This window comes from Streptomyces sp. TN58 (assembly GCF_001941845.1).
GTDB lineage: Bacteria > Actinomycetota > Actinomycetes > Streptomycetales > Streptomycetaceae > Streptomyces.
On sequence record NZ_CP018870.1, the window covers coordinates 5103287 to 5127718 of the forward strand.

Annotated in this window: 24 protein-coding genes and 1 riboswitch; of the genes, 18 read left to right on the top strand and 6 right to left on the bottom strand. The window is 70.7% G+C overall.

Annotated elements, in window-relative coordinates:
* Window positions 1-40 precede the first annotated feature (40 nt).
* The 8 genes from BSL84_RS23360 to BSL84_RS23395 all read left to right on the top strand — a co-directional run bounded on the left by BSL84_RS23360 (window position 41) and on the right by BSL84_RS23395 (window position 7437).
* A complete protein-coding gene (locus tag BSL84_RS23360) occupies window positions 41-910 on the top strand; it encodes an MSCRAMM family protein (protein ID WP_159393549.1) in 870 nt (289 codons plus the stop codon).
* Window positions 911-1007: 97 nt separating this feature from the next.
* Entirely contained in the window at window positions 1008-1715 is a 708-nt protein-coding gene (locus tag BSL84_RS23365; RefSeq protein WP_075972201.1) for a L,D-transpeptidase family protein, read from the top strand.
* Between the two features lie 122 nt (window positions 1716-1837).
* Window positions 1838-3079: a L,D-transpeptidase gene (locus BSL84_RS23370; RefSeq protein ID WP_045321234.1), complete on the top strand. Its 1242-nt coding sequence runs from the start codon at window positions 1838-1840 to the stop codon at window positions 3077-3079.
* 87 nt (window positions 3080-3166) lie between these two features.
* On the top strand, window positions 3167-3934 hold the full coding sequence (locus BSL84_RS23375) for an enoyl-CoA hydratase/isomerase family protein (protein ID WP_045321235.1): 768 nt from the start codon (window positions 3167-3169) through the stop codon (window positions 3932-3934).
* A 244-nt stretch (window positions 3935-4178) separates the two neighbouring features.
* Window positions 4179-4691: an ATP-binding protein gene (locus BSL84_RS23380; protein ID WP_030030936.1), complete on the top strand. Its 513-nt coding sequence runs from the start codon at window positions 4179-4181 to the stop codon at window positions 4689-4691.
* A gap of 363 nt (window positions 4692-5054) precedes the next feature.
* Window positions 5055-5876 (top strand): polysaccharide deacetylase family protein, encoded by an 822-nt coding sequence (locus tag BSL84_RS23385; RefSeq protein ID WP_075971056.1) that lies wholly within the window; start codon window positions 5055-5057, stop codon window positions 5874-5876.
* Window positions 5873-7060 carry a YncE family protein gene (locus BSL84_RS23390; protein WP_030032828.1) on the top strand — a complete coding sequence of 396 codons (1188 nt, stop codon included), beginning with the start codon at window positions 5873-5875 and terminating at the stop codon, window positions 7058-7060. Before BSL84_RS23385 ends, BSL84_RS23390 begins: the two co-directional genes overlap by 4 nt.
* A 164-nt stretch (window positions 7061-7224) precedes the next feature.
* Complete coding sequence (locus tag BSL84_RS23395; protein ID WP_030028136.1) at window positions 7225-7437, top strand: EF-hand domain-containing protein; 213 nt, start codon at window positions 7225-7227, stop codon at window positions 7435-7437.
* Between the two features lie 53 nt (window positions 7438-7490).
* On the opposite strand, the gene BSL84_RS23400 is transcribed toward BSL84_RS23395, so the two are convergent.
* Complete coding sequence (locus BSL84_RS23400; RefSeq protein WP_030028137.1) at window positions 7491-8048, bottom strand: PadR family transcriptional regulator; 558 nt, start codon at window positions 8046-8048, stop codon at window positions 7491-7493.
* Window positions 8049-8161: 113 nt separating this feature from the next.
* Between BSL84_RS23400 and BSL84_RS23405 the strand changes: the two genes are divergently transcribed.
* Entirely contained in the window at window positions 8162-8893 is a 732-nt protein-coding gene (locus tag BSL84_RS23405) for a flavodoxin family protein (RefSeq protein WP_030028138.1), read from the top strand.
* A gap of 52 nt (window positions 8894-8945) precedes the next feature.
* Window positions 8946-9590 carry a dihydrofolate reductase family protein gene (locus BSL84_RS23410; protein ID WP_075971057.1) on the top strand — a complete coding sequence of 215 codons (645 nt, stop codon included), beginning with the start codon at window positions 8946-8948 and terminating at the stop codon, window positions 9588-9590.
* A gap of 55 nt (window positions 9591-9645) precedes the next feature.
* On the opposite strand, the gene BSL84_RS23415 is transcribed toward BSL84_RS23410, so the two are convergent.
* The 5 genes from BSL84_RS23415 to gcvT all read right to left on the bottom strand — a co-directional run bounded on the left by BSL84_RS23415 (window position 9646) and on the right by gcvT (window position 14837).
* Entirely contained in the window at window positions 9646-10158 is a 513-nt protein-coding gene (locus tag BSL84_RS23415) for an AMIN-like domain-containing (lipo)protein (protein ID WP_030028140.1), read from the bottom strand.
* 152 nt (window positions 10159-10310) lie between these two features.
* Entirely contained in the window at window positions 10311-11693 is a 1383-nt protein-coding gene (locus BSL84_RS23420; protein WP_045320883.1) for an L-serine ammonia-lyase, read from the bottom strand.
* A 270-nt stretch (window positions 11694-11963) separates the two neighbouring features.
* The gene (gene glyA / locus BSL84_RS23425; RefSeq protein WP_030028142.1) at window positions 11964-13220 is read right to left on the bottom strand and encodes a serine hydroxymethyltransferase; all 1257 of its coding nucleotides are present in this window, start codon (window positions 13218-13220) and stop codon (window positions 11964-11966) included.
* 17 nt (window positions 13221-13237) lie between these two features.
* A complete protein-coding gene (gene gcvH, locus BSL84_RS23430) occupies window positions 13238-13618 on the bottom strand; it encodes a glycine cleavage system protein GcvH (RefSeq protein ID WP_030028144.1) in 381 nt (126 codons plus the stop codon).
* A 103-nt stretch (window positions 13619-13721) separates the two neighbouring features.
* Window positions 13722-14837, bottom strand: a complete 1116-nt coding sequence (gcvT, locus tag BSL84_RS23435; RefSeq protein ID WP_075971058.1) for a glycine cleavage system aminomethyltransferase GcvT — start codon at window positions 14835-14837, stop codon at window positions 13722-13724.
* A 171-nt stretch (window positions 14838-15008) separates the two neighbouring features.
* Window positions 15009-15112, bottom strand: a riboswitch (glycine riboswitch).
* A 205-nt stretch (window positions 15113-15317) separates the two neighbouring features.
* Here gcvT and BSL84_RS23440 point away from each other — a divergent pair.
* From BSL84_RS23440 to BSL84_RS23475, 8 genes are all read left to right on the top strand, one after another.
* Window positions 15318-15983 carry an AAA family ATPase gene (locus BSL84_RS23440; RefSeq protein ID WP_420718790.1) on the top strand — a complete coding sequence of 222 codons (666 nt, stop codon included), beginning with the start codon at window positions 15318-15320 and terminating at the stop codon, window positions 15981-15983.
* Window positions 15984-16081: 98 nt separating this feature from the next.
* Window positions 16082-16828: an enhanced serine sensitivity protein SseB gene (locus BSL84_RS23445; RefSeq protein WP_075971059.1), complete on the top strand. Its 747-nt coding sequence runs from the start codon at window positions 16082-16084 to the stop codon at window positions 16826-16828.
* A gap of 96 nt (window positions 16829-16924) precedes the next feature.
* Window positions 16925-17665, top strand: a complete 741-nt coding sequence (locus BSL84_RS23450; protein ID WP_030028270.1) for an enhanced serine sensitivity protein SseB C-terminal domain-containing protein — start codon at window positions 16925-16927, stop codon at window positions 17663-17665.
* A 456-nt stretch (window positions 17666-18121) separates the two neighbouring features.
* Window positions 18122-19117 (top strand): ABC transporter permease, encoded by a 996-nt coding sequence (locus BSL84_RS23455; RefSeq protein ID WP_045320886.1) that lies wholly within the window; start codon window positions 18122-18124, stop codon window positions 19115-19117.
* 74 nt (window positions 19118-19191) lie between these two features.
* Window positions 19192-20970, top strand: coding sequence for an ABC transporter substrate-binding protein (locus BSL84_RS23460; protein WP_045320887.1), 1779 nt, complete (start codon window positions 19192-19194; stop codon window positions 20968-20970).
* Between the two features lie 132 nt (window positions 20971-21102).
* Complete coding sequence (locus tag BSL84_RS23465; RefSeq protein WP_030028267.1) at window positions 21103-22101, top strand: ABC transporter permease; 999 nt, start codon at window positions 21103-21105, stop codon at window positions 22099-22101.
* Window positions 22098-23222 carry an ABC transporter ATP-binding protein gene (locus tag BSL84_RS23470; RefSeq protein WP_030028266.1) on the top strand — a complete coding sequence of 375 codons (1125 nt, stop codon included), beginning with the start codon at window positions 22098-22100 and terminating at the stop codon, window positions 23220-23222. The genes BSL84_RS23465 and BSL84_RS23470 overlap by 4 nt, the downstream gene beginning before the upstream one ends.
* On the top strand, window positions 23219-24325 hold the full coding sequence (locus tag BSL84_RS23475; protein ID WP_075971060.1) for an ABC transporter ATP-binding protein: 1107 nt from the start codon (window positions 23219-23221) through the stop codon (window positions 24323-24325). Before BSL84_RS23470 ends, BSL84_RS23475 begins: the two co-directional genes overlap by 4 nt.
* Window positions 24326-24432: the final 107 nt, after the last annotated feature.

Below are 24432 nucleotides of genomic sequence, written 5' to 3' on the forward strand. Positions count from 1 at the left end.
TGATCCCCGGCCCCCTACGACGGACGACGGACGGAGCGGCATGACAGCCAGGACGACGAAGGTGTGGCCCGTCGGCCTCGCCGCCGCGGTGGTGCTCACCGCGGCGGCGCCGGCCCTCGCCGCACCGCCCCCGGCGGCGGCCGGCGGCGCCAGGGTCGTACTGCGCACCACCGACCTGGACACCGGCGCACCGCTGCCCGGGGCCCGGTTCGAGCTGTGGCGCGAGACCAACGACCGGGAAGGGCTCCAGAGCACCGGCCCGGGCGCCGACGAAAGGCAGCCGGGCGGCGTCTGCACGACCGACGCCAAGGGCCTCTGCGCGGTCGAGCTCGCGACCGGCGAGACGTACTACGCCCTCCAGGTCGAGGCCCCGGCCGGCTACGAGTGGCCGGACGAGGCGGCGACCGGATTCGACCTGGCCGAGGCCGCGGCACGGGACGGCCTCGTCCTGGGCGTCCCGAACCGGCGCACCGGCGCCGCGTACGACGGCTGGATCCTCGTCCGCACCAAGGACGCGAAGACCGGCACACCCCTGCACGGACCGGTGTTCGAACTGTGGAAGGAGACCAACGGCACCGCCGGCCTCAAGACCGCGGGCCTCGACGCGGACCAGCGCGTCAGGCCCGGCTGCGCCACCGACGCCGACGGGACCTGCGAGTTCGACGGTCTCGCCGACGGCGGGTACTTCCTGGTCGAGAAGGACGTCCCCGAGGGCTATGTCCTGCCGAAGAGCCCGGTGACCGGCCCCTACCCGCTGGACGCGGCGAGCGGCCGGCAGCTCGTGCTCACCGTCCACGGCAAGCGCGCCGAGCCGATCCCCCTGGACGAGAAGGCCGGGTCCGCGGCCGCGGGCGCCCGGGACAGGGGCCGCGGGAACCGGTCGGCGCGGCCGGGTGCGCCGCCGGAGTGACCTCCTCACCCCGGCGGCGCAGCAGCACGAGCCGTACCCCGGCCATCCGGCTTGGCTGGGGTACGACCGTCCGCGCTCGCAGACCGAGGAGGCCCGCATGGCCGCATGTCAGGGGAGAGGCCCGGTGGCCCGGGCGGCCGTACTCGGCGCCCTGCTCGCACTCGCGGGCCCGCCTCCGTCCCTCGCCGCGGCCGCCCCGGCGGAGCCGGAGAGCGCGTGCGCGGCCGGCACCGGCCCCTACCAGCGCGAGCTGGAGCACCACGTGCGGCGCCCGGTCGACGGGGTGCAGTCCGCGGCGGACTGCCGCGCGGTCCGCGACTTCCAGCGCAGGAACGGCGTCAGCCCCGCCGACGGCTACGCGGGCGTCGCCACCTACCGCACGATGCTCGTCGTCACGGCGCGCCCCGACCCCAACGCCGCGGGCGACTGCCCCGAACGCACCCACCGCGTCACCTGCGTCGACCTGAACCGCCAGCTGCTGTGGGTGCAGAAGGGCGGCGGCGTGGTCCTGCCGCCCGTCCCCATCCGCACCGGCCGCGACTTCCAGGAGACCCGGACCGGCTGGCACGAGGTGTACTGGCGCAGCAAGGACCACGTCTCCACGCTGTACGGATCGCCCATGCCGTACGCGCAGTTCTTCGACGGGGGGCAGGCCCTGCACGGCTCGCCCGGCACCCTCTACGAGGGCGGCGGTTCCGCCGGCTGCGTCAACCTCACCGAGGCGGACGCGAAGCGCCTGTGGGACCTGCTCGCCGAGGGCGACGCCGTCTACGTCTGGGGCACCAAGCCGGGCACCGAGGACTGACCGCAAGCCGTCCCCGCCGTGTCGTGGCACTTGGGACGGAACGGTGACAAGACCGTGGCTCATTGTGATCCTCCCATGTGATTTCCTGTCGACATGCGCGCGACAGTCCGTGCGCGGGGGACATGGGGAGAACACGAGTGAACGTGCAGCCGATACTCGGCCGCGCCCGGACCGGCCTGCCGGCCCTTCTGCTGGGAGCGGCCCTGCTGTTCACCACCGCCTGCAGCGGCGGTGGCGGCGGCAACGGCAGCGGCGGCGGAGGCGACAACGCCGGTGGTGGCGGCAAGACCGGCACCGAGGCTTCGAAGGCCGTCGTCAACGTCAAGCCCGACGACGGGGCGAAGGAGGTCGCGACCAGCGGCGTCCTGAAGATCACGAGTACCGGCGGCAAGCTCAGCACGGTGACCGTCGCCGACACCAAGGGCAACACGGTCGAGGGCAAGGTCTCCGACGACGGCGCGAGCTGGGAGCCGGCCCGCCACCTGGCCTCGGCCACCGAGTACAAGGTGCACGCGGTCGCCAAGGACGAGGCCGGCCGGGAGTCCGTCAAGGACACCTCCTTCACGACCCTGACCCCGAAGAACACCTTCGTGGGCCACTACACCCCCGAGGACGGCGCGACCGTCGGCGTGGGCATGCCGGTCTCGATCAACTTCTCCCGCGGCATCACCAACCCCGAAGCCGTCGAGAAGGCCATCACGGTGACGGCCGAGCCGGCCGTGCCGGTCGAGGGCCACTGGTTCGGCAACGACCGCCTCGACTTCCGCCCCGAGAAGTACTGGGCCGCGGGCACGACGGTCACCGTGAAGCTCGCCCTGGACGGCGTCGAGGGACGCCCGGGGGTCTACGGCAAGCAGACCCGTACGGTCACCTTCAAGATCGGCCGCTCGCAGGTCTCCACGGTCGACGCGGCCGCGCACACGATGCAGGTCGTCCGGGACGGCCAGGTCATCAAGGACGTCCCGATCACCGCGGGCGCCCCGTCGACCACGACCTACAACGGCCAGATGGTCATCAGCGAGAAGTACAAGGTCACGCGGATGAACGGCGCCACCGTCGGCTTCGGCGGCGAATACGACATCTCCGACGTCCCGCACGCCATGCGCCTCTCGCAGTCCGGCACCTTCGTGCACGGCAACTACTGGGCCTCCTCCGGCACCTTCGGCTCGGCCAACGTCAGCCACGGCTGCATCGGCCTCAAGGACGTCCGCGGCGCGGGCGACTCCAAGCAGCCCGCCGCCTGGTTCTTCGACGAGTCGCTGATCGGCGACGTGGTCATCGTGAAGAACTCCAAGGACAAGCAGATCGCCCCGGACAACGGCCTCAACGGCTGGAACATGGACTGGGCGGAGTGGATCAAGTAGATCCGTCCCGTACGCGGTGAAAGCGGCCCGGTGCTGTGACACACAGCACCGGGCCACCTCGCGTTAACCGCCGCTAACCTGACCCGTATGACCATCTCTCTCGAAGTCTCCGAAGGCGTCGGCACCGTCCGTCTGGACCGGCCGCCCATGAACGCCCTGGACATCGCCACCCAGGACCGGCTGCGCGAGCTCGCCGTGGAGGCGACCGACCGGGCCGACGTCCGCGCCGTCGTCATCTACGGCGGCGAGAAGGTGTTCGCGGCGGGCGCGGACATCAAGGAGATGCAGACGATGGACCACGCGGCGATGGTCGCCCGGTCCCGTGCGCTGCAGGACGCCTTCACCGCCGTCGCCCGCATTCCCAAGCCGGTCGTCGCGGCCGTCACCGGCTACGCGCTGGGCGGCGGTTGTGAGCTCGCGCTGTGCGCCGACTACCGGATCGCCGCCGACAACGCCAAGCTCGGCCAGCCCGAGATCCTGCTCGGTCTGATCCCCGGCGCGGGCGGCACCCAGCGGCTGTCCCGGCTGGTCGGCCCCTCCCGGGCCAAGGACCTGATCTTCACCGGCCGCATGGTCAAGGCCGACGAGGCGCTGACCCTGGGTCTGGTGGACCGGGTGGTCCCCGCCGCCGAGGTCTACGAGCAGGCGTACGCCTGGGCCGCCAGGCTCGCGCAGGGGCCGGCGATCGCGCTGCGCGCCGCCAAGGAGTGCGTGGACGCGGGCCTGGAGGCGGACATCGACACCGGGCTGACCATCGAACGCAACTGGTTCGCCGGGCTGTTCGCCACCGAGGACCGCGAGCGCGGCATGCGCAGCTTCGTCGAAGAGGGCCCGGGCAAGGCGAAGTTCGTCTGAGAGCCCCGGCCGGCCGGTCCTCCCTGTGGGTGGATTAGCCAGGCCTTAACGCAGCCTTAAGGCGCTTCGGTGATCAACTCGCTGTGATCGCTTCCGTGCGGTGGGTCACACCAGGTCAGGCCCGTTCCAAGGCCCCCGCGTTGCCTCCCGCATATGACAGGAGACCCCCTCGGAGTCGTTGAATCCGGGGGGCGTTTTCCTGTGGAACGGCCCGGCGGGGCGGGCCCCCGGCCATGATGGGTGCATGGCGGGCCTGGAGGGTGTGGAACAGCCGCGGCAGCGCGGCGGTGCTTCGGCGGTACGGCTCACGGCGGCGGTCGAGGAGGAGCAGGGCCTCAAGGCGCTTGAGTCGTACGGGAATCCGGCCGAGGGTGAAGTGACGCTGCCGTCCATGCCGGAGTCGGCCGGGGCCGCGCGCCGGCTCACCCAGTGCGTGGTGGTCCGCCTCTGGGGCCTCTCGCCGCAGATCGCCGAGCACGCGGTCCTGCTGGTCTCCGAACTCGTCGGCAACGCGGTCCGCCACACGGGGGCCCGCTCCTTCGGCCTGCGCATGCTGCGGCGGCGCGGCTGGATCCGGGTGGAGGTGCGCGACCCCTCGCGCGGGCTGCCCTGCCTGATGCCGGTGCACGAACTGGACACCACCGGCCGCGGCCTCTTCCTGGTCGACAAGCTGTCCGACCGGTGGGGCGCCGACCTGCTGCCCCGGGGGAAGATCACCTGGTTCGAGATGCGGGTCGCCGACCGCCAGAACGCCTGAAGCCCCCGGCTCGCCGTGTGGGGCGGTGTGGGGGCTTCATGGGTGCGCCGAGGATCGAAGGGGGTGTGATCCTCGGCGTGGCGACTTCGCTCGGGTCAATGGGAAGTCGTGGTTTCGACTATGACAGACGTCGGCTCGAACGCCAAAAGTCCCTACTTGGACATAAGTGTGCAAATCGGAAGACTTTCTAGCTAAATCCTAGGTGAGGTGGGCCACCTACCTCGCAATCGATGAATATCTATCGGCTGCTCTGAGTAAATCGTTGATCACGTGGCGGATGGGCCATCGATCCACCCCCTTCGGTGCGCGTCCCGAAATGGGTCAATCATTACCTTCCAGGCTATCCGCCTCTTAAATGGGCAGGTGCTCACACATCCAGGCCGCCGCGCGGCCCTGCGCGCGGCCCTGCGTGCGACCGGCCTCGGGGTGGCCGGCGCCGCGGCAGCCGGCCTCACCGCCGGCTGCGGCCCGGGCCGCCCGCCCGCCGGGCCCTCCTCCCCGCCCTCCCCGCCCTCCGGCCCCGCCCGCCCCGCCCGGCCCGCACAGGCGGCCCCGGCCGCAGCCCCGCGCCGGTTCGCCGGACAGCCCGTCGAGATCGGCCACGGCCCGCGCGACCGCGCCCGGGTCGCCCTCACCTTCCACGGCAACGGGGATCCCGCCCTCGCCCGCGCGGTACTGGCCGCGGCGGAGAAGGGCGGCGCGCGGGTCACCGTACTGGCGATCGGCGCCTGGCTGGACGCCCACCCGGACATGGCCCGCCGCATCCTCGACGGCGGCCACGAACTCGGCAACCACACCCAGCGCCACCTCGCGATCAACGGCATGGCCGAGCCGGAGGCCTACGCCGAGATCACCGGCTGCGCCCAGCGCCTCAAACGGCTCACGGGCTCCATCGGCACCTGGTTCCGCCCCTCCCAGACGCAGTACGCGACACCTCTCGTCCAGAAGCTGGCCCGGCGGGCGGGCTACCCGCACGTCCTCTCGTACGACGTCGACTCCCTCGACTTCACCTCGCCCGGCGCCGCGGCCGTCATCCGCAACGTCACCGGGACGATCCGGCCCGGATCCGTGGTGAGCCTGCACTTCGGCTACGCGGACACGGTCGACGCGATGCCTCCCCTCCTCGAAGAACTCGCGCGCCGCAAGCTGCGCGCGGTGACCACCACGGAGCTGCTGACGCCATGAAGACCACCCGCCTTCCCCGGAATGCCGGCGTACTGCTGGCCGGTCTGGTCCTCGCCGCCCTGGCCGGCTGCGGATCAGCCGGAAAGGGGCCCGCCGAGGCGCTCGGCACCAAGGGCCCGGCCAAGCCCGCCAAGGCCGTACCGGCCGCGCCGCCCGGGTTGCCCGGCATGCCGCCCCTGCTGGATCCCAACGACGTCTACGCGGCGGACCGGCCGGGCAAGCTGTCCCCGGTGGTCAAGGACTTCCCCTCCCGCGTCTACGTGCCGAACACCAACTCCAACACGGTGTCCGTCATCGACCCGGAGACCTACCAGGTCATCGACACCATCCCGGTCGGGGTCCAGCCCCAGCACGTCGTCCCCTCCTGGGACCTGAAGACCCTCTGGGTCAACAACAACCGGGGCCACACGCTCACCCCGATCAACCCCGCCACCGGCGAGGCCGGCGAGCCCGTCGAGGTCCACGACCCCTACAACCTGTACTTCACGCCCAACGGCAAGTACGCGATCGTCATGGCCTCGCTGGACAAGGAACTGGTCTTCCGCGACCCGCACACCATGGACCGCGTGAAGACCGTCCCGGTCACCTGCTTCGGCGTCAACCACGCCGACTTCTCCGCCGACGGCCGCTACTTCATCGTCAGCTGCGAGTTCTCCGGCGAACTCCTCAAGGTGGACACCGAGAAGATGGAGGTCGTCGGCCAGCAGAAGCTGCCCTTCGAGGGGGCGATGCCCCAGGACGTCAAGGTCTCCCCGGACGGCAAGACCTTCTACGTCGCCGACATGATGGCCCACGGCATGTGGGTGCTCAGCGGCGACACCTTCGAGACGCCCAAGCTGCTGCCCACCGGCAAGGGCTGCCACGGCCTCTACGTGAGCCGCGACTCCAAGGAGATGTACGTCTCCAACCGCGGCGAGGGCACCATCTCGGTCTACAACTTCCCGCAGAAGAAGCTCACCAAGAAGTGGACGCTGCCCGACGGCGGAAGCCCCGACATGGGCGGCGTCTCCGCCGACGGCAAGGTGCTGTGGCTGTCCGGCCGCTACAACTCCGAGGTGTACGCCGTCGACACCGTCACCGGCAAGCAGCTCGCCCGGATCCCGGTGGGCGGCGGCCCGCACGGTCTCGCCGTGTACCCGCAGCCCGGCCGCTACTCGCTCGGCCACACCGGCATCTTCCGCTAGGCGGTGTCGTCGAAGTCCCGTCCGGGTGGCGGGGCCCGGCACGCACGCTCGCCGCGTTGTCGTCGGTCGCCGACGCCCGGGGCCGCCCAGGACCCGGGGGACCAGGCCGCCCCGGCTGCCGCTACCCTGGGCCGGTCAACAAGCACCAAGAAGGGGTGGACCCAGTGGCGGACATCGAGAGCGCACGAGCTACGTTCGACAAGTTCGACGTGAACGGTGACGGCTTCATCACGGCCGACGAGTACAGCGCCGCGATGCGCGCCATGGGCGACGCCTACGTGACCCCGGCGGTCGCGGACTCCGTCGTCGCCTCCAAGGACGCCAACGGCGACAAGCTGCTGAGCTTCGACGAGTTCTGGGCCGCCCTGGACAAGTAGTCCCCGCGGTCTTCCGCCCCGCCCCGGCCCGCGGGCCGGGGCGGAAGCACGCGTCAGGCGGTCGGCCCGGAGGTGTCCTCCATGTCCCCGACCTCGCCGAGGGCCTCCTCCAGCCAGGCCAGCCAGAACGTCTCCAGGGCGATTCCCCCGTGCAGGACGAGCCGGCGCAGCCGGTCCTCCACGGCGTCGCGCCCCGGCGGGAAGTCCTTCTCCTCGATGGCCTCGTACTGCGCCAGCTGGCGGCGGTGCAGGTCCAGGTGGCGCCGCAGCTCGGGGCCGAGCCCCTGCGGTCCCACCACGCCCGCCGCCCGGATCCGCAGCAGCAGCGGATCGCGCATCGGCTTCGGGTCCTGGCTCTGCGCGACCCACCGGGCCAGCTCCGCACCGCCCGCCGGCAGGACCTCGTACTCCTTCTTCTGCCCCCGCACGGGCACCTCGCTGGGCAGCGCCCGGATCAGGCCGGCCTCCTCCAGCCGCCCGAGCTCGCGGTAGATCTGCTGGTGCGTCGCCGACCAGAAGTACCCGATCGACTTGTCGAACCGCCGGGTCAGCTCCAGCCCGGAAGAGGGCTTCTCCAGCAGGGCGGTGAGGATGGCGTGCGGCAGGGACATGCCGCCATCCTAGGTTTGCGGCGGCCCGGCGCCGCGGTCGGCCTCTCCGGGGCCGCCCCCGGACGGGCCAGGCCCGGTGGCGGCCTCCCCGCCCACTGCACAGGCTGGGACGCGTGGCTGCCGACGAGAACACCGCGACCCCCGCGCCCTACACCGACCTGACCGCCCTCTACGTGAACTGCACGCTCAAGCGCTCGCCCGAGACCAGCAACACCGAAGGCCTGATCGACCGGAGCCGGGCGGTCATGGAGTCCGCGGGCGCCCGTACCTCCCTCATCCGCGCCGTCGACCACGACATCGCGACGGGCGTCTGGCCGGACATGACCGAGCACGGCTGGGAGAGCGACCAGTGGCCGGTCCTCTACAGCCAGATCATGGACGCCGACATCCTCGTGCTGTGCGGGCCCATCTGGCTCGGCGACAACAGCTCCGTGATGAAGAAGGTCATCGAGCGCCTCTACGCCTGCTCCTCCCTGCTGAACGAACACGGCCAGTACGCCTACTACGGCCGGGTCGGCGGCGCGCTGATCACCGGAAACGAGGACGGCGTCAAACACTGCGCCATGAACGTCCTCTACAGCCTCCAGCACCTCGGCTACGCGATCCCGCCGCAGGCCGACGCGGGCTGGATCGGCGAGGCCGGCCCCGGCCCCTCCTACCTCGACCCCGGTTCCGGCGGCCCCGACAACGACTTCACCAACCGCAACACCGCCTTCATGTCCTGGAACCTCATGCACCTGGCCGCCCTGCTCAAGCGCTCCGGCGGCATCCCGGCGCACGGAAACCAGCGCTCCCTGTGGGACGCCGGCTGCCGCTTCGACTTCCCCAACCCCGAGCACCGATGAGTTCCGCGCGCCCCGGCGGTCCCATGGGGGACGACACGACTGGAGGAAGCCCGTGGAGCAGCTGCTGAGAGTCCAGAACTTCACCGTCTCGCGCGACGGATTCGGGGCCGGTGAGCCCCAGAGCCTGGAGCGGCCGTTCGGCCACGCCGACCCCGGGGTCATGTTCGCGTGGGCCGGGGCCACCGCGAGCTGGCCCAACCGCACGGATCCCGGCGGCAGCCGGGGCCTGGACGACTACTTCACCCGCGACTTCACGCACAACATCGGCGCCGAGATCATGGGCCGCAACAAGTTCGGGCCCCAGCGCGGGCCCTGGGCCGACCACGACTGGAAGGGCTGGTGGGGCGACGAACCCCCGTTCCACACACCGGTCTTCGTCATGACCCACCACCCGCGGCCCTCGTTCACGCTCTCCGACACCACCTTCCACTTCGTCGGCGGCGAACCGGCGGCGGTCCTGGAAACGGCCAGGGAGGCGGCGCGGGGCAGGGACGTCCGGCTCGGCGGCGGAGCCACCACCGTCCGGGAGTTCCTGGACGCCGGTCTCGTCGACACCCTGCACGTGGCGGTGGCGCCCGTGGACCTCGGCTCCGGGGTGCGGCTGTGGGAATCTCCCGAGGACCTGCTCGACCGCTACCACCTGGAGGTCGTACCCAGCCCCAGCGGTGTGACGCACCACCTCTTCTGGCGCAGGTGACACACGGGCCTGCCCGGGGCGTGGTGCGCCCCGGGCAGGCCGTCCCGGCACCGGTTCAGTGGGCGATGTCCACGACGAACCGCTCGGGCGAGTGGAGGCTGTAGGCGCGGTAGTAGGGGACGGTGTCGAAGGCGGCGCCGAAGGTCACGTACCCCTCGTAGTCGCCGGTCATGGCGAGGCCCTTCAGCTTGCTCAGGTAGATCTTCTGCAGCTTGGGGCCCTGGTAGACGCTCCCGCCCGCGTCGTCGTGCGCGGCGGCGGGATTGAGGCGGATCTCCAGGAAGTGCTTCCCGGCCAGCGGGACGGGCTTTCCGGAGCCGTCGTAGACGAGCTGTGCGACGGGTGTGACGGTCACCGTGGGGGTGTACCCCTGCAGGTCGATGACGATCCGGTCGAAGGTGGCGTGCCCGCCCCAGCGGGCGTTCACGACGAGCGGGGTCGGGGCCTGGGCGGCGGCGGTGGCCGCGGACAGGGTGGAGGCCGAGGCGGGCGCGGCGAAGGACAGGCACGCGGCGAGCAGAGCGCCGGTCGTCAGAGCCACGAACTGCCGGATACGGGTGTTGATCATGACGTCCCCTCGATTCCGAGAGACGGGGACAGGTGGCACACCCTAGGACGCCGGCCCGGATCGGGCGGTTGCGGCCGGCGGGCACGAAGCGGGGCCCGGCGCACGCGCCGGGCCCGCTCGGTGGCCGTCGATGACGGGTCAGCGCTCGCCGGTCAGCACTCGATGACGTTGACCGCGAGGCCGCCGCGGGCGGTCTCCTTGTACTTGATCTTCATGTCGGCGCCGGTCTCCTTCATGGTCTTGATGACCTTGTCGAGGGAGACCTTGTGCGATCCGTCGCCGCGCATCGCCATCTTGGCGGCGGTGACCGCCTTGACCGCGGCCATGCCGTTGCGCTCGATGCAGGGGATCTGGACCAGGCCGCCGACCGGGTCGCAGGTCAGGCCCAGGTTGTGCTCCATGCCGATCTCGGCGGCGTTCTCGACCTGCTCCGGGGTGCCGCCCAGGACCTCGGCGAGGGCGCCGGCCGCCATCGAGCAGGCCGAGCCCACCTCGCCCTGGCAGCCGACCTCGGCACCGGAGATCGAGGCGTTCTCCTTGAACAGCATGCCGATCGCGCCCGCCGCCAGCAGGAAGCGCACCACGCCGTCCTCGTCCGCGCCCGGCACGAAGTTCATGTAGTAGTGCAGGACCGCCGGGAGGACACCCGCCGCGCCGTTGGTGGGCGCGGTGACGACACGGCCGCCGGCCGCGTTCTCCTCGTTGACCGCCATCGCGTAGATCGTCGTCCACTCGCTGCGGTGCATCATCGGGTCGCCCTCGGTGCGCAGCTGGCGCGCCGTGGAGGCGGCGCGGCGCTTGACCCGCAGGCCGCCCGGGAGGATGCCCTCGCGGGACATGCCGCGCGAGACGCAGGACTGCATGACGCGCCAGATCTCCAGAAGGCCCTCGCGGATCTCCTCCTCCGTGCGCCAGGCCTTCTCGTTCTCCAGCATCAGGGAGGAGATCGACAGGCCGGTCTCGTTCGCCAGGCGCAGCATCTCGTCACCGGAGCGGAAGGGGTACCTCAGCACCGTGTCGTCGAGCTTGATCCGGTCCTCGCCGACCGCGTCCTCGTCCACGACGAAGCCGCCGCCGACCGAGTAGTAGGTCTTCTCCAGCAGCGGGGTGCCGGCGTCGTCGTACGCGAAGAGCGTCATGCCGTTCGCGTGGTAGGGCAGGGAGCGCCGGCGGTGCAGGATCAGCTGGTTCGGCTCGTCGAAGGCGATCTCGTGGAGATCGCCTATCTCCGCGCCCAGCAGCCGCAGGCGGCCGCTCCGGCGGATGCGCTCCACCTCGTCGTCCGCCGTCTCCACGTCCACGGTGCGGGGGGAGTGGCCCTCCAGGCCCAGCAGCACCGCCTTGGGGGTGCCGTGGCCGTGGCCGGTGGCGCCCAGGGACCCGAAGAGCTCGGCCCGCACGGACGCCGTCTGGGCGAGCACACCGTCCTTCTTCAGCCGCGTCACGAACATGCGGGCGGCGCGCATCGGACCGACCGTGTGGGAGGAGGAGGGACCGATGCCGATGGAGAAGAGATCGAAGACGGAGATGGCCACGGTGGCGGACTCCCTTGTCTGCTCGTGGGGTGGGAGGGGGTGCGAGGGGGTGGGAGAGGTGGATTCTTCAGATTTTGTCCGACAGACGAGCTTAGCGCGGTGCGGTGAAGTCCTGGCTTCCGGCCGGCGTGGGATGGATTACGCGTACGGGCCGGTCGGGTGTCGCCCTGCATCCCCGGGCGCCCGGGGAGGGGGGAGGACACGGAAGGGCCCGGCCCGTGCACAGACGGAGCCGGGCCCTTCCACAACCACCGCTAGGCCGTGTCTGACCTAGAGCGACGGGTACAGCGGGAACTTCGCGGCGAGCGCCGAGACGCGCGCCTTGAGGCCCTCGGCGTCGTACGTCGGCTTCAGCGCCTGCGCGATGATCTCGGCGACCTCGGTGAAGGCCTCGGCGTCGAAACCGCGGGTGGCCAGGGCCGGCGTACCGATCCGCAGACCCGAGGTGACCATCGGCGGCCGCGGGTCGTTCGGGATGGCGTTGCGGTTGACCGTGATGCCGACCTCGTGGAGGCGGTCCTCGGCCTGTTGCCCGTCCAACTCGGAGTTGCGCAGGTCCACCAGGACCAGGTGCACGTCGGTGCCGCCGGTGAGGACGTCCACGCCCACGGCCTTGACGTCGTCCTGGACGAGACGGGCCGCGAGGATCTTCGCGCCCTCCAGGGTGCGCTCCTGGCGCTCCTTGAACTCCGGCGACGCCGCGACCTTGAAGGAGACGGCCTTGGCCGCGATCACGTGCTCCAGCGGGCCGCCCTGCTGGCCGGGGAAGACCGCCGAGTTGATCTTCTTGGCCAGCTCCTGCGTCGACAGGATGACACCGCCGCGCGGACCGCCGAGGGTCTTGTGCGTGGTGGTGGTGACGACGTGGGCGTGCGGGACCGGGTTCGGGTGCAGGCCCGCCGCCACCAGGCCGGCGAAGTGCGCCATGTCGACCATCAGGTACGCGCCGACCTCGTCCGCGATGCGGCGGAAGGCGGCGAAGTCCAGCTGGCGCGGGTAGGCGGACCAGCCGGCGACGATCAGCTGCGGCTTGGACTCCTTGGCGAGGCGCTCGACCTCGGCCATGTCGACCTCGCCGGTCTCGTCGACGTGGTAGGGGACCACGTTGTAGAGCTTGCCGGAGAAGTTGATCTTCATGCCGTGGGTCAGGTGACCGCCGTGGGCCAGGTTCAGGCCCATGATCGTGTCGCCCGGCTTGAGCAGCGCGAACATCGCGGCGGCGTTCGCCTGCGCACCGGAGTGCGGCTGGACGTTCGCGGCCTCGGCGCCGAACAGCGCCTTGATGCGGTCGATCGCGATCTGCTCGACCACGTCGACGTGCTCGCAGCCGCCGTAGTAGCGGCGGCCCGGGTAGCCCTCGGCGTACTTGTTGGTCAGGACCGAGCCCTGGGCCTCCATGACGGCGGTCGGAGCGAAGTTCTCCGACGCGATCATTTCCAGGGTCGACTGCTGGCGCACGAGCTCGGCGTCGACGGCTGCGGCGACGTCAGGGTCGAGTTCGTGGAGAGGGGTGTTCAGTACGGACATCAGGATCCCCTGGGGTGTCAGTTACCGGCGGTGAGTGCGGTGTACTCGTCGGCGGAGAGCACGTCCTTGGGCTCTTCCGAGATGCGCACCTTGAACAGCCAGCCGCCCTCGAACGGTGCGCTGTTGACGAGCGCCGGGTCGTCCACGACGTCCTGGTTGGCCTCGACGACCTCGCCGGATACCGGGGAGTAGAGGTCGGAGACCGACTTGGTCGACTCCAGCTCGCCACAGGTCTCGCCCTCGGTGACGGTGTCGCCGACCGCGGGGAGCTGCGCGTAGACGACGTCACCGAGCGCGTTGGCCGCGAACTCCGTGATGCCGACCGTCGCGACGCCGTCCACGACGTCGGACAGCCACTCGTGCTCCTTGGTGTAACGCAGATTCTCGGGGGTGCTCATGGCCTGATTCTCCTGGATGCGGGGGAGTGGATACGAACTGCGGTCTTGGGTACTGAGACGGCGCCGTTCCGGTGCCCGGACGGCGGACGCCGTACGCGGAGGGTTACTTCCGCCGCTTGTAGAACGGCAGCGCCACGACCTCGTACGGCTCATGCGTACCGCGAATGTCGATGCAGACGCCGGAGGCGCCGGGCGCGGCGTGCTCCGCGTCCACGTACGCCATCGCGATCGGCTTGCCCAGCGTCGGGGACGGGGCGCCCGAGGTGACCTCGCCGACCACCTCTCCGCCGAACGTGACGGGGAAGCCGGCCCTCGGAACGCGGCGGCCCTCGGCGATCAGGCCGACCAGCTTGCGCGGAGCCTTGGTCGCGGCCTTCTCGGCAGCGGCCTCCAGGGCGGCACGGCCGACGAAGTCACCCTCCTTCTCGAACTTCACGACCCGGCCCAGACCCGCGTCGAACGGGGTCAGGGCCGTGGTCAGCTCGTGCCCGTACAGCGGCATGCCCGCCTCCAGGCGCAAGGTGTCGCGGCAGGACAGGCCGGCCGGGACCAGGCCGACGCCCTCGCCGGCCTTGCTCAGCGCCTGCCACAGCTCCACGGCGTGCTCGGGGGCGACGAACAGCTCGAAGCCGTCCTCGCCGGTGTAGCCCGTACGCGCGATCAGCGCGGGCACGCCCGCGACGGTGCCCGGCAGGCCGGCGTAGTACTTGAGGCCGTCCAGGTCGGCGTCGGTGAGCGACGCCAGGATGCCGGGGGACTCCGGGCCCTGCACCGCGATCAGCGCGTAGGCGTCCCGGTCGTCGCGGACCTCGGTGTCGAAGCCGGCGGCGCGCTCGGTCAGGGCGTCGAGGACGACCTGGGCGTTGGAGGCGTTGGCGACGACCATGTACTCGGTCTCGCCGAGGCGGTAGACGATCAGGTCGTCGAGGATCCCGCCGTCCTCCTGGCAGATGTGCGTGTAGCGGGCACGGCCGACGCCGACGGTCGAGATGTTGCCGACCAGCGCGTAGTCCAGGGCCTTGACGGCCTCAGGGCCGGTCAGCGTGATCTCGCCCATGTGCGAGAGGTCGAACAGGCCGGCCTTGGTGCGGACGGCGTTGTGCTCGTCGCGCTCGCTGGCGTACCGCAGCGGCATGTCCCAGCCCGCGAAATCGGTCATGGTCGCACCGAGCGAGCGGTGCAGCGCATCGAGGGCGGTCAGGCGGGGGGCAGTGCTCATGGGTGTGGCTCCCGGGTCCCAGGGCATCGACATGACATGACGAGGACGATCCTCCCCATCTGTCATCGGAACCTGAGAGGTTCGCCGAGAGTTCCACCGATCCACCGATCGTCGGAATGCGCGACTTGCACCTTGGGTGGAGCTGCCGGGCAGCTCGCTTTTCAGATCTGCCTCATCCACGCGGTACGGGGCCTGAGAGATTCAAGGGAGGTTCTTGCTCCTTCGGCGCCCGCGCACGGCCTTGCGGCGTGCCGGGACTCTCCCGCGCGGATTCAAGCGGCCGGTATGCAGTTGGTCCAGATGGCGCACATCATTGCACGCCATGTCCGAGATCGGGGTCGGGGGTCCGAAAGTTCGTACGCCCATCCGAGAGGTCGGAACGGAACCGTCCATACCGATTGCCGTCTCTTTACACTCAGTGGGCGGGGGTCCCTGCGGCCCGATTCGGGGGAGGCGAACACTGTGCGGAGATTCGGAGTGGTGGCGACGACGGGAACCGTCGAGGCGGTGCCGGCGCAGCGGCGCGGCGTGCGCGTGCGCGTGCGCAGGAAGGCGGCGGACGGCGGCCTCGGCCTCGTACGCGACCTGCGCGGCCCGGCGTGGCGCGGACCGCGGCGGCTCGGCTTCGCCGAGGGCGACATCGTCGTGGTCTCCGGCCTCCCCGGCGGGGGCAAGAGCACACTGATCAAGCGGGCCGCGCCGGAGGGCGGGGCCGTCGACTCCCAGGACACCCGCGAGCGCTGGGAGCGCCGGATGCCCGCCGCCCTGCCGTACGCGGTGTACCGCCCGCTGGTGCGCGCCGCGCACTACTGGGGCCTGTACCGGATCCTGCGCTCCGGCGCCTCCGTGGTCGTCCACGACTGCGGCACCCAGACCTGGGTGCGCGGGCTGCTCGCCGCGGCCGCCCGCCGCCGGGGCCGGGCGCTGCACCTCCTCCTCCTGGACAGCAGCCCGGAGGAGGCCCTGTCCGGCCAGCGCGCCCGGGGCCGCCGGGTGTCCGCCTACGCCTTCGCCCGCCACCGCGGCGCCGTGGGCCGCCTGCTGCGCGACGCGGAGGCGGGCCGCCCGCCCGCCGGCTGCGCCTCGGCGACCCTCCTGGACCGCCGCTCGGCCGCCGCCGTGACGGGGATCGGCTTCCAGGGCTGACCGCCGGGCCGCCCGCATACGGCGCCCCGGCAGCGGCGCCCGCCAGGGGACGGATAGCCTCGGCACCACACACCGCAGACCGACGGAGGCAAGGGCAGATGCAGGGCAGCGGCTGGCCGGACAATGAGCTGGAGCAGGTGCTCGGGGCGGCGCTGGGGCAGCCGGACGCCGGCGGCCGGATCCTGGAGGTGCTCGGCCGCAGCCGGGTCTGGGTGCCCCTGCCCGGCGGCGGCGGCCCCGACGCGGCCGGCCTGGACCTGCCCACCATGGACATCGGCGGGGCGGCGTACGTCCCCGTCTACAGCTCCGAGGCCCAGTTCCTCGCCTGCGCCGGCCCCGGCATGGACTTCGCGGTGGCCCCGGCGGTCGAGTTCGCCCGCGGGCTGCCCCCGCAGCTCGGCATCGCGCTCAATCCGGACGGCGCCGTCGGCGTCCCGCTGCCCCCGCCCGCCGTCGCGGAGCTCTGCCGGGCCGGCCGCAGCCCGCTCGACGGCCCCGCCACCGGAGGCCGCGTGCGGCTCTTCGAGCCCGACTGGCAGGACGACCCGGTGGACCTCCTCGCCGCCGCCGGCGAGGAGTTCCGGGCCACCGGCGTGGTCGCGGCGGCGCACCGCTGCCTCGCCAGCGTCGAGGGAGGGGCCCCGGAACTGTTCATCGGTGTCCGCCTGGTGGGACGGGAGCCGCAGGTGCGGGAGGCCCCGATGGAGGTACCGATGGAGGCCCTGGGGCGGGCGCTGGCCCGCGTTCCGGCGCCGTGGCCCGTGCAGTTGATCCTCCTGGACGCGGCCCAGGACCCGGTCACGGACTGGATTCGTGAGCGCGTACGCCCCTTCTACCTCGCGTAGGGCCGCTTAAGCTGGTTACATTCCCGGCCGCACGCCTCTGAGCGAGGGCCGGGTGAAGCACGCGTGGAGCGACGGGCGGACGAAGAGGGGTACCGGGTGAGTGCGTCAGGCACGGCCGCGGCCGGGCAGGTCGAGCACATGATGCGCCAGGTGACCCCCGGGCGCTACGAGAGCTACGAGTCATTGCTGCACGCCCTCTCCGAGGGCCGGCTGTGGCTGCTGCTCTGGCAGGGGCAGCCGGGGTCCCCGGACGCCCAGTACGGCGGCATGGAGGTCGACGGCCTCGGCTACGCGCCCTGCGTCACCTCACCCCAGGAACTGGCCGCCAGCGGCTGGAACCGCGGCTACGAGGTCGTCACGGGGCGCGACATCGCCCGCGCCCTCTACCCGGACCGCTGGGGTCTGTGGCTCAACCCGCACGCCCAGGGCGGCGGCCTCGGCATCCCGTGGGCGGACCTGCGCCGCGTCGCGACCGGCCTGGACCGGATGCCGGCGGGCCCGCTGCGGCTGTCCGAACCCAGCATCGAGCTCCCCCAGTTCTACGGGCTGCTGACCCAGCACGCGCACCGCACCCCGGCCGTACGGTCGCTACGCCGCGCCTGGGTGCAGCCGGCGCTCGGGTCCCCCTATCTCGCGGTCGGGCTCGACCTCTACGACGCCTCCGCGCCCGCGCTGGAATCCGTACGGGAGATGATGCGCCAGTCGGTCGGGGCGGTCCCCGAGGGCGTACCGGTGTGCACGGTCGCGCTGGCGGACGAGCACGATCCGGTGGCGATGTGGCTGCGCGCGCAGACCCGCCCCTTCTACGACCGCGAGGGCCAGGCGCCGGCGTACTGACCCGGCCCGCCGCCGCAGAGCTGCCGGCCCCTGCCCCACTACATCCGCATATTGAGACATCCGTCTCGAAGGCCGCACCGGACGCATCGGTGCGGCCTTCGTCATATCCGCTGAATACACCCAAGATCCGCGCCTGACAGGGCAGTTGGGTCGGATGTCCGTTCCGCGAGGAACCTGAGGTGTTTCACCGCTCAACAGGTCTGGCGGTTCGGATAACGGAAGGTGTAGGCGCAGATCACGGTTGCGCATCACATCCCCGGGGGGTCTGGCGGCTGGTTGAGAGGGCGTTGAAGACTCCCCCCACCGAAGGCCGGTCCATCTCGCAAGCGCCAGCTCTTCACGTGCACTTCCGGCACATTTCTCGCCAATCGCACCACCAGCGACGCCGATTGAACCAAGCCGCCACAGCGGCGGGCATGGGCCGGCCACCGTCGGCCGAGAGGGGTCCCCACCACGATGACGGCACCACTGCACGACACCAGCGCCGCCGAGCCCGCGGCCGTGGCCGCCCCCGATGTACCGCACAAGGCGATCGAGGGGCGCTCGCCGTGGCAGATCGCCTGGCTGCGCCTCAAGCGCGACAAGGTCGCCCTGGCCGGCGGTGTCGTCGTGCTGCTGCTGATCATCGTCGCGATCTTCGCGCCGCTGATCGTCAAGGCCCTCGGGCATCCGCCGGAGGAACTGCACGAGGACATGCTCGACCCGCTGCTGGGCCTTCCGCTCGGCGACTGGGGCGGCATGAGCGGCGACTTCCTGCTCGGCGTCGAGCCGGTCAACGGCCGCGACGTCTTCAGCCGCATCGTCTACGGCGCCCGTATCTCGCTGCTGGTGGCCTTCCTGTCCGCCTTCGTGGCGGTCTCGCTGGGCACCTTCTTCGGCATCATCGCCGGCTACTTCGGCGGCTGGGTCGACGCGGCGATCAGCCGGGTCATGGACCTCCTGCTGGCCTTCCCGCAGCTGCTCTTCATCATCGCGCTGATCTCCGTCATCCCCAGCAAGCTCTGGGGCTTCGAGGGTTCGGGCCTGCGCATCGCCGTACTGGTCCTGGTGATCGGCTTCTTCGGCTGGCCCTACATCGGCCGGATCGTCCGCGGCCAGACCCTCTCGCTGCGCGAGCGCGAGTACGTCGAAGCCGCGCGCAGCCTCGGCGCGGGCCGCTTCTACATCCTCTTCCGCGAACTGCTCCCCAACCTGGTGGCGCCCATCACCGTCTACGCGACGCTGATGATCCCCACCAACGTGCTGACCGAGGCGGCCCTCAGCTTCCTCGGAGTCGGCGTCAAGCCGCCCACGCCGTCCTGGGGGGAGACCCTCGCCACGGCCGTGCGCACCTACGAGGACGATCCGCTCTTCATGATCTTCCCCGGCGTGGCGATCTTCATCACCGTGCTGGCCTTCAACCTCTTCGGCGACGGCGTCCGCGACGCCCTCGACCCGAAGGGCTCCCGCTAGCCACCGCAGGGCAAACCAAGGACCGGCCTCGTGCCGTACGTACACCGGAACTACAACGGAGGGTTGCGAGCATCGTGACTACCCATCGCACGTCGAAGCGCAGACTTGCCGCCGGCACCGCCGTCGTGCTCGCGGCCATGCTCACCGCGACCGCCTGTGGCGGGGCCGACAAGAAGGACGACAAGGGCACCGCCTCGGGCGGCGGCTTCAACGCGGGCATCGAGAAGGTCGCCAACGCGTCGGACAAGAAGGGCGGCGAACTGAAGTTCGTCGGCACCCAGGACGCCGACTCGTGGGACCCGCAGCGCGGCTACTACGGCTTCATGTGGGACTTCGCCCGCTACTACACGCGCCAGCTGATCAGCTTCAAGCCCGGCCCCGGCAAGGAGAGCACCGAGCTCGTCCCGGACCTCGCCACCGCCAAGGCCGAGATCAGCGACGGCGGCAAGACCTACAAGTACACCCTCAAGGACAACGTGACCTGGGAGGACGGCTCGCCCGTCACCGCCCAGGACATCAAGTACGGCATCGAGCGCATCTGGGCGCAGGACGTCATCTCCGGCGGCCCGATCTACCTCCAGCAGGTCCTCGACCCCAAGAACGAGTACCCCGGCCCGTACAAGGACACCGCTCCGGACAAGCTCGGCCTGAAGGCGATCGAGACCCCGGACGCGAAGACCGTCATCTTCAAGCTCCCCGCGCCCAACGGCGACTTCGAGCAGATGCTGGCGATGCCCGCGGCGAGCCCGGTCAAGCAGGACAAGGACACGGCCGCCAAGTACGGCCTCAAGCCCTTCTCCAACGGCCCGTACAAGATCGACTCGTACGAGCCGAACAAGAGCATGAAGCTCTCGCGCAACGAGAACTACAAGCCCGAGTCGGACACCATCCGCAAGGCGCTCCCGGACACCATCTCGGTCACGTTCATGGCGAACGCGGACGACATGGACAAGCGCCTGATGAACGGCGAGTTCGACCTCGACATCAACGCGACCGGCATCGGCCAGGCGGCCCGCGCCACCGCGCTGAAGGACCACAAGGGCAACCTCGACAACGGCCAGACCGGCTTCATCCGGTACGCGGTCATGCCGCAGACCGTCGCGCCGTTCGACAACATCGAGTGCCGCAAGGCCGTCATCTACGCCGCCGACAAGAAGTCCCTGCAGACCGCCCGCGGCGGACCGCAGGCCGGCGGCGACATCGCCCCCAACATGCTCCCGCTGGGCATCAAGGGCTCGGACGCCAAGTACGACCCGTACGAGGTCCTGAAGAACGACGGCAAGCCGAACCTGGAGAAGGCCAAGGAGGCCCTCAAGGCCTGCGGCAAGGAGGCCGGCTTCAAGACCACCATCGCCGTCCGCAACAACAAGCCGGTCGAGGTCGCCACGGCCGTCTCCCTCCAGAACGCCCTGAAGCAGGTCGGCATCGAGGCCGACGTCGACCAGTTCGACGGCGCCCAGACCTCCGGCATCATCGGCTCGCCGAAGGTCGTCAAGGAGAAGGGCTACGGCATCATCATCATGGGCTGGGGCGCCGACTTCCCGACCGGACAGGGCTTCTCGCAGCCGCTGGTCGACGGCCGCTTCATCCTGCAGAGCGGCAACAACAACTTCTCCGAGCTGAACGACCCGGCCATCAACACCCTGTTCGACCAGGCCATCGCGGAGACCGACCCGGTCAAGGCCGGCGACATCTACAAGCAGATGAACCAGAAGGTCTCCGAGGCCGCGGTCTACCTGCCCTTCGTCTACGACAAGACGATCACCTGGCGCAGCACCCGGCTGACGAACGCCTACACCACCGACGCCTACAACGGCCGCTACGACTACGCGTCCCTCGGTGTCGTGAAGTAACGGTCCATCAGTCCAGTTCCAGTGTTCCAGTGCCACACCCGCTAGGCACGAAGGGCAGGTGATGGCCGCGGCTACGGCCTGGGGGCGCTCTCCGCAAGGGGGCGCCCCCGGTCCGCAGCCAGGCCGAGCGCAGTGCTTGCATACCTCATCCGACGGATCTTCGCCGTCCTCGTCATGCTGCTGGTCATCACCTTGGTGACCTTCGGAATCTTCTTCCTGTTCCCGAAGCTGATCGGGACGGACCCTGCCCTGTACTTCGTGGGCAAGCAGTCCGACCCCGCCGCCATCGAAGGCATCCGGCAGAAGATGGGTCTCGACGACCCGGTCCTCGTCCAGTTCGGCAAGTTCGTCGTCGGGCTGGTGGCGGGTCGCACGTACGCCAACGGCTCCGACGTCACGCAATGCGCCGCGCCCTGCTTCGGCTACTCCTTCAAGACCGAGCAGGAGGTCTGGCCGCTGCTGCTGGAGTGGCTGCCGGTCACCCTCTCCCTCGCCATGGGCGCCGTGGTCCTCTGGGTCGCCGGCGGCGTCGCCACCGGCGTCGTCTCCGCCCTCAAGCGGGGCAGCGTCCTGGACCGCTCGGCCATGGGCGTCGCCCTCGCCGGCGTCTCCCTCCCCATCTACTTCACGGGCATGCTCGTCCTCGCCCTCTTCTCCGACCAGCTGGGCTGGTTCGGACGGCCGGAGGCGTCCTTCGCCGACGATCCGGCCAAGTGGTTCAACGGCATGGTCCTGCCGTGGGTCTCGCTCGCCTTCCTCTACGCGGCGATGTACGCGAGGCTCACCCGCGCGACCATGCTCGAAGTCCTGGGCGAGGACTACATCCGCACCGCCCGCGCCAAGGGCCTCACGGAACCCGTCGTCATCGGCAAGCACGCCATGCGCTCGACGATGACACCGATCCTGACCGTCCTGGGCCTCGACCTCGGCGCCCTGATGGGCGGCGCGGTCCTGACCGAGTACACGTTCTCGCTGCACGGCCTGGGATACAACGCGGTGCGCGCCATCAGCGACCACGACCTCCCGGTCATCCTGGGCATCACCCTGATCTCCGCGTTCTTCGTCGTCGCCGCGAACCTCATCGTTGACCTCCTGTACGCGGTGATCGACCCCCGAGTGAGGCTGTCATGACCGACCGGACCACCAAGACCGGAGAGGCCGCAGCGCCCCACCAGCCCTACGACGGGTCCCCGCCCTCCACCGCCTTCCTGGAGGTCCGCGACCTCAAGGTGCACTTCCCGACCGAGGACGGCCTGGTCAAGTCGGTCGACGGGCTCTCCTTCACCCTGGAGAAGGGCAAGACCCTCGGCATCGTGGGCGAGTCCGGATCCGGCAAGTCGGTCACCTCGCTCGGCATCATGGGCCTGCACAGGGTGGGCCAGTACGGCCGCCAGCGGGCCCGGATCTCCGGCGAGATCTGGCTCGACGGCAAGGAACTGCTCTCCGCGGACGAGGACGAGGTGCGCAGGCTCCGCGGCCGCGAGATCGCGATGATCTTCCAGGACCCGCTGTCCGCGATGCACCCCTACTTCACCGTCGGCAAGCAGATCGCCGAGGCGTACCGGGTCCACCACAAGGTCGACAAGAAGGCGGCCCGCAAGCGGGCCGTCGAACTCCTCGACCGCGTCGGCATCCCCGAGCCGCACAAGCGGGTCGACAGCTACCCGCACGAGTTCTCCGGCGGCATGCGCCAGCGCGCGATGATCGCGATGGCGCTGGTCAACAACCCCGAACTGCTCATCGCGGACGAGCCGACGACGGCCCTGGACGTCACCGTCCAGGCCCAGATCCTCGACCTGATCCGGGACCTCCAGAAGGAGTTCGGCTCCGCGGTCATCATGATCACGCACGACCTCGGCGTGGTCGCCGAGATGGCCGACGAACTCCTCGTGATGTACGGCGGCCGATGCGTCGAGCGGGGCACCGCCGAGAAGGTCTTCTACGAGCCCCGGCACCCCTACACCTGGGGGCTGCTGGGCTCGATGCCGCGCATCGACCGGGAGCAGACAGAGCGCCTCATCCCGGTCAAGGGCTCGCCGCCCAGCCTCATCAACATCCCGAGCGGCTGTGCCTTCAACCCGCGCTGCCCGTATGCCGACGTACCCAAGGGCGACGTCACCCGCACCGTGCGCCCCGAGCTCACGGCGACGGACGACACCGGCCCCGACGGCACCCGCCACTGGTCCGCCTGTCACATGTCGCAGGAGGAGCGGACCCGGATCTGGACCGAAGAGATTGCGCCGAAGCTGTGACCGACACCAAGAAGACGGATCCGGCCGTCACCCTTCCGGCGCAGGCCACGGACTCTCCCGAGCCGCTGCTCAAGGTCACCGGCCTGACCAAGCACTTCCCCATCACCAAGGGGCTGCTGCGCAGGCAGTCCGGCGCGGTCAAGGCCGTGGACGGCCTCGACTTCGACGTCCGGCGCGGTGAGACCCTCGGCATCGTCGGGGAGTCCGGCTGCGGCAAGTCGACCATGGGCCGGCTGATCACGCGGCTGCTCGAACCGAGCGGCGGAACCATCGAGTTCGAGGGCAAGGACATCACGCACCTGGGGGTGGCGGGCATGCGCCCGCTGCGCCGCGACGTGCAGATGATCTTCCAGGACCCCTACGGCTCGCTGAACCCGCGCCACACGGTGGGCACCATCGTCAGCGCCCCCTTCAAGCTCCAGAACGTCACCCTGGAGGGCGGGCTCAAGGCGGAGGTCCAGCGGCTGCTGTCGCTCGTCGGTCTCAACCCCGAGCACTACAACCGCTACCCGCACGAGTTCTCGGGCGGCCAGCGCCAGCGCATCGGCATCGCGCGGGCCCTGGCGCTGAAGCCGAAGCTGGTGGTCGCGGACGAGCCCGTCTCGGCGCTGGACGTCTCGATCCAGGCCCAGGTGGTCAACCTGCTGGACGACCTCCAGGAGGAGCTCGGCCTCACATACGTGATCATCGCGCACGACCTGTCGGTCATCCGGCACGTCTCGGACCGGATCGCGGTGATGTACCTCGGCAAGATCGTCGAGCTCGCCGACAACAAGTCGCTTTATGGCGAGCCGATGCACCCGTACACGGCGGCCCTGATGTCGGCCGTGCCGGTGCCGGACCCGAGGCGGCGGGGCGCCAAGAGCGGCCGCATCCTGCTCAAGGGCGACGTGCCGTCCCCGATCTCGCCGCCGAGCGGCTGCCGCTTCCACACGCGGTGCTGGAAGGCGACGCAGATCTGCGCGACGCAGGAGCCGCCGCTGCTGGCGCTGAAGACCGGCCACCAGGTGGCCTGCCACCACCCGGAGAACGCACCCGACCAGGCCCCGGGCGACAAGCCCCTCCCGGGCGCGGCGGACGCGGTCACGAAGACCCCGGAGTAACCCACCCGCCGGGTGGGCCCCCAGCCCACCCGGCGCGCACGCCGCCCAACCCGCCTCGCAGGGGCCAATCCCAGCCCGTCGGCCAACCCGGCTCGCGGGCAAAGTCA